The sequence below is a fragment of the Thermoanaerobacter kivui genome (assembly GCF_000763575.1).
Classification (GTDB): Bacteria; Bacillota; Thermoanaerobacteria; order Thermoanaerobacterales; family Thermoanaerobacteraceae; genus Thermoanaerobacter; species Thermoanaerobacter kivui.
In genome coordinates, this window is the sequence record NZ_CP009170.1 from 2387199 (window position 1) to 2397824 (window position 10626).

The following is a 10626-nucleotide window of genomic DNA, read 5'->3' on the forward strand; positions in this document are numbered from 1 at the left end:
AAAAATATGTTTTAAATAGAAAAGAAATTTTCTCACTTCAGATTAAAAATACTTCGGTGGGAGAAAAAAAGCGAATTCAGAAGCTGCCCAAAACGAGCCTTAGGCACACTTAGATATGTGAGCCTGCACTTTAATATAAAGCAGGAAACTTTAATTTACATACAAAAAAGGTTTGTCAATAAACTGTGCATTTTCCCCTAGACAAATGCTTTTTTTTCCATACCATTTCCATAGAATATTTCTAAAATTCTTGTCAGGTCTTCTTCCCCATAATATTCTATTTGTATAATTCCTTTATTTTTACTTTTGTGAGATATTTTAACCTTTGTTCCTAATAAACTGCACAGATTTTCCTCTATTTCCTTAAGGTGAACGTTTGTACTTTTTCTTTCATTTCTTTTTGAAACTTTTCTATTGGTTTCTGACAAATTTTTAATTAATTTTTCTGTATCTCTTACATTTAACCCTTCCAGTACAATTTTATTTGCCACTTCATATTGCAAATTTTTATTTGTCAGAGAAAGTATCACTTTTGCATGGCCTATTGTTATGTCACCTTTTGAGAGCATATTTTGAACTCTCTCATCAAGGTTGAGAAGCCTTATACTGTTGGCAATTGCAGAACGACTTTTTCCCACTCTTTTAGATATTTCTTCTTGCGTAAGATTAAACTGTTCCATTAAAGACTTATACGCTTTAGCTTCATCGATTGGATCTAAATCTTCTCTTTGTAAATTTTCAATTAAAGCTATTTCCATCACTTGTCGATCATCAAAGTCCTTAATAATGGCTGGTATTTCAGAAAGTCCCGCAATTTTTGCAGCTCTCCATCTTCTTTCTCCAGCTACAATTTGATAACTGCTGTTTATTTTTCGCACTATTATAGGTTGTATTACACCATGCTCCTTTATTGAATCTGCCAGTTCTTTTAAAGTTTCTTCGTTAAAATGTTTTCGCGGCTGATATTGATTAGGTTGAATATCAGATATTTTAATGGTTTCTACTCCCTGCAAGTCTTCAGTTTGGTATTCAGGTATAAGAGCCTGCAAACCTCTACCCAATCCTTTTTTGCTGGCCATTTGATCACCACCTATTTTATATTTTTGCCCTTTCCACAACTTCCTGCGCTAGTTCCTCATAGGCTTCTGCGCCTTTTGAAGTAGGGTCATATAATGAAATGGGCTTTCCAAAGCTTGGCGCCTCTCCTAAACGAACATTGCGAGGTATAATAGTTCTATAAACTTTGTCTTTAAAAAATTTTTTCACCTCATCAACCACTTGTATAGACAAATTAGTGCGTGCATTAAACATTGTGAGAACCACGCCTTCTATTTCAAGATTTGGATTTAGACTTTTTTTAACGAGATTAATAGTATTCATAAGCTGTGTAAGACCCTCTAATGCATAATATTCACACTGAATAGGAACAATCACTGAATCAGCAGCTGTAAGGGCGTTAATCGTCAAAAGTCCAAGAGATGGAGGGCAATCTATTAATATATAGTCAAATTCTTCTTTAATATCTTTTAAAGCATTTTTTAATCTAAATTCTCGAGAAATCATAGGAACTAATTCAATTTCAGCACCTGCCAATTGAATGCTAGAAGGAACAACAGAAACATTCATTTCTTTTAAAAAGACTATTGCATTCTTTATATCGTCCTCTTCTATTAAAACAGTATAAGTAGTATGTTCCAGTGAAACAGGGTTAATGCCAAAACCACTTGTCATGTTGCTCTGAGGATCTATATCTACACACAAAACTTTTTTCCCTAAAACAGCTAAAGAATAGCCTAAATTTATAGCAGTGGTAGTTTTTCCTACTCCACCCTTTTGATTGGCGATGGCAATAACTTTGCTCACAATTTCACCCCCTTCTATAATATGCGCTATATTAATCAATAGTCAATTGAATTTTATATGTCTATTATACCATTGTTCCACATGGAACAAAAGCACATGAGGGGGTGAGTAAATAGTTACTATGTTTTTGGAATTTTTATTATAAATTCTATATAATCATCACTTTCTTTTTTGTCATATTCAGCCGGCACCCCTGATTTTCTCATCAAATCTACAGCTTGCTTGATTGTGTTTACAAATATTCTTATGTCTTTGTAAAATTTCATCATCTTTTTGCTGTCTTTTTTGCTTTCTTCTTGTTGTTTTGTAATTTTGTCTATCATGCTTTGTACAAGTTTTTCCGTTTCACTGACATTCAGTTTTTTCTTTATAATAACATCTAACGCCTTTTTTTGTAGTTCTTCATCAGGAAGGCGCAAGAGGGCTCTTGCGTGTCTCTCTGTCAAGTCATTTTCTATTAATTTTTCCTTTATTTCCTTGCTTAATTTTAAAATTCTCAACTTGTTTGCTATAGTTGACTGACTTTTTCCCAACATTTTCGCCAATTTTTCCTGTGTTAAATGGTGGTCATTTATCAAGTTGTAATATCCTTCTGCCTCTTCAATAAAATTGAGGTCTTCTCTTTGCAAATTTTCAATTAACGCCAAAATAGCAGAATCTTCATCATAGGCATCTACAATTATTGCAGGTATTTCAGTAAGTCCAGCCAATTTTGAAGCTCTCAATCTTCTTTCCCCTGCCACTAACTCATAAGAATTGCCATTTACCACTCTCACAGTGATTGGTTGTAAAACCCCATACATTTTTATAGACTCCGACAATTCTTGAAGATTTTTTATGTCAAAAGTCTTTCTCGGCTGGTATGGATTAGGTCTTATAGCATCGATGGGCAAATAACAAATTTCCTGTGATTTAATTGACGTCATCTTACACACCCCACTTTTAAAACACTCAAAAAATTTTCTGTAATTATATATTCGACAAATGATGTAAAATTCCTCCTAAAATTCTTATATATTGTTAAAATTATAAAAAAGTCTCAGGAATGGGGATGAGGCAGTTAAAAAAATCTTTTTGCTGTATTAACTCTGCAAGCTTTTTAGGGTAGACTTCATAATTTTTTAAATCCTTAAAATCTATCCATTTTACTTCTTTTAACACTTGTCTATTTTTAGGCAGTTCTGGGTCACTGCCAAGCGCTAACTTCCCTCCTATTATTGTGGAATAAAAATACGTTACATAGTAAATATCATATTCTTGAATATAACAAACTCCATTTAATTTTACTTCATACCCTGTTTCTTCTTTGCATTCTCTTATGGCAGCAGCAGCTACCGATTCATTCTCTTCAACCCTCCCTCCTGGAAACACCCACGCAACTTTTTTTCCATCTTGATGCTTTACCAGCAAAACTTTTTCATTTTCTACAACGACAACTCTGGCCACCAGGAAACTTGCTCTAAAATTTACCATTTTATTCTTCTCCTTGTCAGTATTTTACCTTATTTAAAATTATATCATAAAAATATTTTAAAATAACACAACAAAAACAAACTTGTGTGTGTCAAAACTTTGTAGGTAGCTGACGTTTTGCACTGCTTGCTCCGGTGACCTCACAGGCTAAACTAGCGCTCGACATCAGATTCCGAGAGGGTTCCTGGCCCATTCGGCTTCCTTGCCTCAGGGGCCATCCCCCGGCATCCTTGCCATCAGCCCCGCCTTCATCTTTCGGTCTTGCTAAGTTTCCCGGCACTCAAATAAACATGTTATATAATCACAAAGCAAAGTAATAGCAAGTCTATTTGAGTGCCAGACGGTCAAGTCGCGCGCTTTGTGTAAAAGTCAGCTATACTATTTACCTACTAAAACTTTACACACACTACAAACTTTTAACCAAAAATAAAAAGACAGCTAAAATTAGCTACCTACAGACTGTCGACAAAGTTTTTTTAATAAGTCTCCGCTTTTATGTGTAAAGTGCATCGCGGAAGTATCGGAGACGGCTTGGTGAAGTTTTGGAAAAGCAGCTTCTCATGAGCAGTCTAAAAAATATGTTTTAAATAGAAAAGAAATTTTCTCACTTCAGATTAAAAATACTTCGGTGGGAGAAAAAAAGCGAATTCAGAAGCTGCCCAAAACGAGCCTTAGGCACACTTAGATATGTGAGCCTGCACTTTAATATAAAGCAGGAAACTTTAATTTACATACAAAAAAGGTTTGTCAATAAACTGAAATGACAGCTAAAATCAGCTGCCATTTTTACAATTCATAGTGGAGATTTTTGGATAGCATTTGGCCTTCTTGGATATTTTATAGGGCTTGTATCTATTTTTTTAACAACAATTAGATGATGCACTATATTACTATAGGGAATGTCAATTTTGATTATTTCCTCTACACTCCCTTTTAACTCTTTTAATGCTCTTTGACTATTTACCATCTCTTCCTCAATTTCTCTTCCTTTTAAGGCGACAAAATAACCATCTACTTTTACAAAAGGAAGTGTATATTCTAATAAGACATTCAAAGAAGCAACAGCTCTTGCAACACATACATCAAACTTCTCTCTATAAGCAGAATCCTTTCCGATGTCCTCTGCTCTTCCATGTATTACATTTACCTCTTGCAAATTTAGCTCTTCTACAATGTGATGCAAAAACATAGTCCTTTTTTTAGAAGAATCTAGTAAAGTAATTTTTAAAAAAGGAAAAACAATTTTGAGAGGGAGAGCTGGAAAACCAGCTCCTGTTCCCACATCTATAATTTGTTCATTGCCTTTCATTTTGCCACATTTATAAGTGGATAGACTATCTAAAAAGTGTTTTATCACAACCTCCTCTTCTTCTATAATTGCAGTTAAATTCATTTTTTTATTCCATTCAACAAGCAACTCATAATATTTATTAAATTGTTCCACATGGAACATTTCAATATTTATTCCAAACTCTTTAGCACCTTTTAGCAGCATTTCAACCGATTTGCTCTTCATCTTTATTTCTCCTCAATTGCTGCAAATAAATTAATAATACAGAAATATCAGCTGGAGAAACACCAGAAATACGGGAAGCCTGCCCTATAGAAGTAGGCCTAATTTTGGTTAATTTTTCTTTGGCTTCATTGCTTAAACCGTGAATTTGAGTGTAATCTATGTCATCGGGAATTTTTTTGTTTTCCAATGCTTTAAAATGTTCTACTTGCCTGAGTTGTTTCATTATATATCCTTCATATTTAATTATTATATCAATTTGTTCGGCAACGCTGTCCATTATGTCATCAGGCCTATGTTTGTCAAGAAATTTCGTCGACTTATAGTCAATCTCTGGGCGCTTCAAAAGTGTATATAAATCTACTCCTGTGACTAAAGGAGTGCTTCCTTTTGACACTAAAAAATTATTGACCTCTTCTGAAGGAGTAATCATGACGCCATGTAACCTTTGCATCTCTTTTTCTAACTGTATTTTTTTCTTTAAAAACTTTTCATATCTTTCTTCAGTCACAAGGCCTATTTTATAGCCAATCTCTGTAAGTCTAAAATCTGCATTGTCTTGCCTCAACAAAAGCCTATACTCGGCTCTAGAGGTTAACATTCTGTAAGGTTCATTTGTACCTTTGGTCACGAGGTCATCAATTAGCACTCCAATATAAGCCTGAGACCTATCTAAGATGACAGGAGGTTTATTTAAAAGTTTCATAGCAGCATTTATGCCAGCCATTAAACCTTGAGCAGCCGCCTCCTCATAACCAGAGGTGCCATTAACTTGCCCTGCAAAATACAAACCACTGATTCACTTAGATTCCAGAGTCAAATTAAGCTGTGTAGGGTCTATACAGTCATATTCGATAGCATAAGCAGGTCTCATCACTTTTACATTCTCGAGTCCTGGAACAGTTCTTAAAAATTCTAACTGCACATCTTCTGGCAAACTGGAAGACATACCTTGGACATACATTTCGTTGGTGTTCAATCCCTCAGGTTCAATGAAAATCTGGTGCCTTTCTTTGTGGGGAAACTTCACAACTTTATCTTCTATAGAAGGGCAATATCTCACCCCAACTCCTGTTATTTCACCGCTAAAGAGTGGTGAACGATCGATATTCGCCATAATTATTTCATGGGTTTTTTTGTTAGTATAAGTAAGCCAACATGGTAATTGTTCTCTTTCAATTTTATCGTGCATATAAGAAAAAGGCGTTATAACTTCGTCACCAGGTTGTATTTCCATCTTTGAAAAATCGATACTTCGCTTATCAACTCTGGCAGGTGTACCTGTCTTAAATCTCATCAATTTAAAACCCAGTTTTTTTAGATTTTCAGAAAGTTCAGTGGCTGGGAAAAGTCCATTAGGACCACTACTATAGCTTACATCTCCAATTATAACTCTTCCTTTTAAATACGTCCCTATAGTAATGATACAGGCTTTGCACTTGTATATTGCACCTAATTTTGTAACAACACCTGTTACTTTATTATCCTCCACTAAAATATCAACAATTTCTGCCTGCTTTATATCGAGGTTTTCTTGCCTTTCCAATGTGTATTTCATGTTCATTTGATAAAGTTTTTTATCCGCCTGTGCCCTTAAAGACCTTACAGCAGGTCCCTTACTGGTATTTAAAGTCCTTATTTGTATGAGAGATTTATCTGTGTTTATAGCCATTTCCCCACCTAAAGCATCTATCTCTCTCACCAATTGAGCCTTGGCAGGTCCTCCAATAGAAGGATTGCAGGGCATCATCGCTATAGAATCCAAATTTATGGCAAAACCTACAGTCTTAAGGCCTAATCTCGCACAAGCAAGGGCAGCTTCACTGCCAGCGTGCCCCAACCCTACAACCGCAACATCGTACTCACCAGCAATAAAACTCATACATTCCACCTACTTTCCCACACAAAATCTTTCAAAAATTTTATTTATTAAATCCTCAGTTGCTGTTTCACCGGTAATCTTTCCTAATTGGTCAAGTGCAGCATTTAAGTCAATTGAAATGAAGTCTTCACTATACCCCCTTTCAATAGCATTAAGACAGCTTTCCATATACTTTTTTGCATTGATAAGGGCTTCTTTATGTCGTGAATTTATAACTACTGCATCCTCTTTTAAGCTTATATCTCCCTTAAAAACTAAATTGTAAATGGTATTTTCTAATTCTTCTAATCCAATTTTTTCAACAGTAGAAACCTCTATTATTATACCACCTTTGGTAAGATTCTTTAATTCTTCTTCGTCAATTTTTTTAGGTAAGTCAATTTTATTTAAAACAAAAATAGTGTCTTTGTCAGTTAGAATATCGAAGATTTCATAATCTTCGCGACTAAGTTCTTTTGAGGCATCCAGCACAAACAATATGAGGTCTGCCTCCATCAAAACCTCTTTGCTCTTTGATACACCTATTTTTTCTACCAGCTCGTCTGTATCACGGATGCCTGCAGTATCAATCAACTTTATCGGAATACCTTTTACATTTACATACTCTTCAATAATATCTCTTGTAGTTCCGGGTATATCCGTTACAATGGCTCTATTTTCCTTTAGTAAAGCATTCAAAAGAGATGATTTTCCAACATTTGGCTTCCCAATGATAGCCGTTTTAAGCCCTTCACGTATAATCCTTCCACTTTCTGAAGAAAGAAGAAGTCTATCAATATCGCCAATTATCTCTTTAGCAGTATTTAACATCTGCTCTCTTTCCAGTTCATCTACATCCTCTTCAGGAAAATCGATTAAAGCGAGAATATGAACTAATAGTCCCATTATTTTGTCTTTAATGTCCATTATTCTGCTTCCAATATATCCTGAAAGTTGCTTTTGAGCGTATTTATTAGCAAGCATCGTCTTTGCCCTTATTATATCTATAACAGCCTCTGCTTGAGACAAATCAATCCTTCCGTTTAGAAAAGCTCTTTTTGTAAATTCGCCTGGTTCAGCAATCCTTGCCCCGTGTTTTAACACTAATTCAAGAATTTTAGAAGTTACAACAATTCCACCGTGGCAATTTATTTCAACTACATCTTCCCTCGTGTAAGTATTAGGCTTTTTCATTATAGATACCAAAACTTCATCGTATACTTCTTTTGTCTCTGGGTCGATTATATTGCCATAATGTAAAGTGTGAGTTTTTACCTTTTTTAAATCTTTCGGCTTATAAGGCTTAAAAATTTTAGAGACTATATCTATTGCCTCATTACCGCTCAGTCTCACTATTCCAATTCCTGCTTCCCCTGGAAAGGTTGAAATAGCAGCAATTGTATCAAAATCCATTTCCATCACCAACCAACAAATTATCTTATAAAATAATATGCCAACATTCTGTGCTTTTCAATCATAATATAAAAAAAACCCTGATTAGGGTACTATTTTAAAGCTATAATAACTCTTCTATTAGGCTCTTCACCTTCACTGTAAGTTTCTACATAGGGATGGTCTTGCAAAGCCATGTGTATAATTCTTCTTTCATTGGGACTCATGGGCTCTAATTCTATATTCTCTTTACTCTCCATCACTCGTTGTGCCAACTTTTTTGCCAATTTAATCAAAGTCTGTTCTCTTCTTTTTCTGTAATTTTCTGCATCAAGTATAATTCTTTTATACCTTTCGTAAGTTCTATACTTATTTGCGACAACATTCACAAGATATTGTAGGGAATCCAAAGTCTCTCCTCTGTGGCCTATCAATAAACCGACATTTTTCCCGTGCAAATTAAACTTTATACAATCTTCTTCTTCTACGATGTCAAACTTTACGTCTATTTTCATCGCTTCAATTACGCTTTGCAAAAAATTTTTTGCACTTTCTTTTACAACATCTTTTAAAATCACTCTAACTACTGCTTGTTTGCTAAGCAACCCTAGAAAACCTTTACCCCCTTCATCCAGTATTTCCACATCTACCATTTCCCTTGGAACGCCAAACTCTTTTAACGCGAGATTTACTGCCTCCTCCACTGTTTTACCTGTTCTTATAAGCTCTTTCAACTCATGATCCCCCCTTAGCAGTATTGGATTCCCTCAAAAAGAAATACTGCTGAACTATCTGGAATATATTGCTTGTTACCCAATATATTCCTACCCCTGCCGGCAAAGAAACAGTTACCCATCCCATAAAAATTGACATCATTATATTCATAGAATTTTGACTCTTGTCTGTTGCTACCATTGCAGAAGATATATAAGTAGTCACAGTAGCTAAAATAGGAATTATATAATAAGGGTCCTTTTGTGCAAGGCTATGCATCCATAAAAAAGAAGCAGTAGAAAAAGCCGGATAAGTTCTAAGCATCGTAAAAAGCGGCCACAAGATTATCAAAGGCAAAAGCATAGGTAAACATCCACCAAAAGGATTTACCTTTTTCTCTTGGTACAATTTCATTGTTTCCATGTTTAATTTTTGAGGGTCTTTAGCGTATTTCTTTTGAAGCTCCTCCACAAGAGGCTGTATTTCTTTCATCTTTTTCATTGTTCCCATTTGCTGTACATAAAAAGGCAAAAGCAATATCCTTATTAAAATTGTAAAAATAATTATAGCGATACCATAATTTCCTACATAATGATGTATAAATTCTAACAACTGTCCTAAATACATAGCAATTGTTGCCATAATATACCTCCAAAAATTTATTTTACAGGGTCGTATCCCCCAGGATTAAAGGGATTGCACCTTAAAATCCGCCAAATTGACATAATTCCGCCCTTTAAAAGTCCATGCTTTGATATTGCTTCTATAGAATATTGAGAACAAGTTGGGTAAAATCTACAAGCCCTTGGCTTCATAGGCGAAATATATCTTTGATACAACTTAATTAAAAAAATAACAACATTTTTCATCTTTCATTCCCCACATAAAGAGGTGTTTTCATAATCAATTTTCTCATGGAATTTTTTAAAGTGTGAAAATCAGCCTCTACAATTTTCCCTCTTGCGACAAAAATTATATCAAAACCTGTTTTTATCTCAATATCTAAAAGTCTAAAACTTTCATGTAAAAGCCTTCTAACTCTATTTCTTACCACACTTTTACCTATTTTTTTACTCACTGAATAGCCAACTCTATTAAAACCTAAATTATTTTCCATATAATACATTACAACAAACTGATTAGCAACAGATTTTCCATTTGAATAAACCTTTTTAAATTCATAACTTTTTTTAATTTTTATAATCTTGTTACTCATTTATACCTCCGGATTGTAAAAAAGGCCCTAAAGGCCTCACGCTGTCAATCTATGTCTACCTTTTTGTCTTCTTCTTTTCAAAACATTACGACCACTTTTGGTAGACATTCTCTTTCTAAAACCGTGCTCTTTTTTTCTATGTCTTTTCTTGGGTTGATAAGTACGAAGCATTAGTACACCTCCTAAAACCTAAAAAATGCTATAAAAATTATAGCGTTAAATCAAGGTCATGTCAACAACAGTTATAAGATATTTTTAGAAGCTCAAAGTTATCAACAGGCCACTTGTTTGTCTACAGGGTTTGTAGATAAAATTATTTTTCTTATTGATAATCTGTTGATAATTTGATATTATAAAATTAAACTGTTGATAACTTAAATAAATTTTGGCCACAAAAATAACAACTTATTCACAGGTTGTGTATAATTTTGTGAATAAGTTGTTATTTAACTGTGAGCAGGCTTTATTCATTAACTTATATTTAAGGTGTTTTGAGCCTTTTTACATAGATTTTTATTAAAATATTTTTTATAAACAGCATTTTTACATGTTTTTTTGCAAAAGTTATCAAAAATAAAAATTCACATTATCAAA

The 10626-nt window shown here is 34.1% G+C and carries 11 protein-coding genes and 1 pseudogene; all 12 read right to left on the minus strand.

Going from position 1 to position 10626, the window contains the following annotated elements; translation table 11 throughout:
- Positions 1 to 197: 197 nt before the first annotated feature.
- Positions 198 to 1079 carry a ParB/RepB/Spo0J family partition protein gene (locus TKV_RS12060; protein WP_049686137.1) on the minus strand — a complete coding sequence of 294 codons (882 nt, stop codon included), beginning with the start codon at positions 1077 to 1079 and terminating at the stop codon, positions 198 to 200.
- Positions 1080 to 1095: 16 nt separating this feature from the next.
- Complete coding sequence (locus tag TKV_RS12065; RefSeq protein WP_049686138.1) at positions 1096 to 1863, minus strand: ParA family protein; 768 nt, start codon at positions 1861 to 1863, stop codon at positions 1096 to 1098.
- 119 nt (positions 1864 to 1982) lie between these two features.
- Entirely contained in the window at positions 1983 to 2789 is an 807-nt protein-coding gene (noc, locus tag TKV_RS12070; protein WP_049686139.1) for a nucleoid occlusion protein, read from the minus strand.
- A gap of 100 nt (positions 2790 to 2889) precedes the next feature.
- Positions 2890 to 3336 (minus strand): NUDIX domain-containing protein, encoded by a 447-nt coding sequence (locus TKV_RS12075; RefSeq protein WP_049686140.1) that lies wholly within the window; start codon positions 3334 to 3336, stop codon positions 2890 to 2892.
- A 793-nt stretch (positions 3337 to 4129) separates the two neighbouring features.
- Positions 4130 to 4852, minus strand: coding sequence for a 16S rRNA (guanine(527)-N(7))-methyltransferase RsmG (gene rsmG / locus TKV_RS12085; protein ID WP_049686142.1), 723 nt, complete (start codon positions 4850 to 4852; stop codon positions 4130 to 4132).
- Positions 4833 to 6731, minus strand: a pseudogene (gene mnmG, locus TKV_RS12090) (tRNA uridine-5-carboxymethylaminomethyl(34) synthesis enzyme MnmG). The gene rsmG and the pseudogene mnmG overlap by 20 nt, the downstream one beginning before the upstream one ends.
- A 9-nt stretch (positions 6732 to 6740) precedes the next feature.
- A complete protein-coding gene (mnmE, locus tag TKV_RS12095; protein WP_173402356.1) occupies positions 6741 to 8123 on the minus strand; it encodes a tRNA uridine-5-carboxymethylaminomethyl(34) synthesis GTPase MnmE in 1383 nt (460 codons plus the stop codon).
- A gap of 92 nt (positions 8124 to 8215) precedes the next feature.
- Complete coding sequence (jag, locus tag TKV_RS12100) at positions 8216 to 8836, minus strand: RNA-binding cell elongation regulator Jag/EloR (RefSeq protein WP_049686144.1); 621 nt, start codon at positions 8834 to 8836, stop codon at positions 8216 to 8218.
- 1 nt (position 8837) lies between these two features.
- Complete coding sequence (locus TKV_RS12105) at positions 8838 to 9458, minus strand: YidC/Oxa1 family membrane protein insertase (RefSeq protein ID WP_049686145.1); 621 nt, start codon at positions 9456 to 9458, stop codon at positions 8838 to 8840.
- 17 nt (positions 9459 to 9475) lie between these two features.
- Complete coding sequence (gene yidD, locus TKV_RS12110) at positions 9476 to 9685, minus strand: membrane protein insertion efficiency factor YidD (RefSeq protein ID WP_049686146.1); 210 nt, start codon at positions 9683 to 9685, stop codon at positions 9476 to 9478.
- On the minus strand, positions 9682 to 10032 hold the full coding sequence (rnpA, locus tag TKV_RS12115; protein ID WP_049686147.1) for a ribonuclease P protein component: 351 nt from the start codon (positions 10030 to 10032) through the stop codon (positions 9682 to 9684). The genes yidD and rnpA overlap by 4 nt, the downstream gene beginning before the upstream one ends.
- Positions 10033 to 10068: 36 nt before the next feature.
- Positions 10069 to 10203: a 50S ribosomal protein L34 gene (gene rpmH, locus TKV_RS12120; protein ID WP_049686148.1), complete on the minus strand. Its 135-nt coding sequence runs from the start codon at positions 10201 to 10203 to the stop codon at positions 10069 to 10071.
- Between the last annotated feature and the right edge of the window lie 423 nt (positions 10204 to 10626).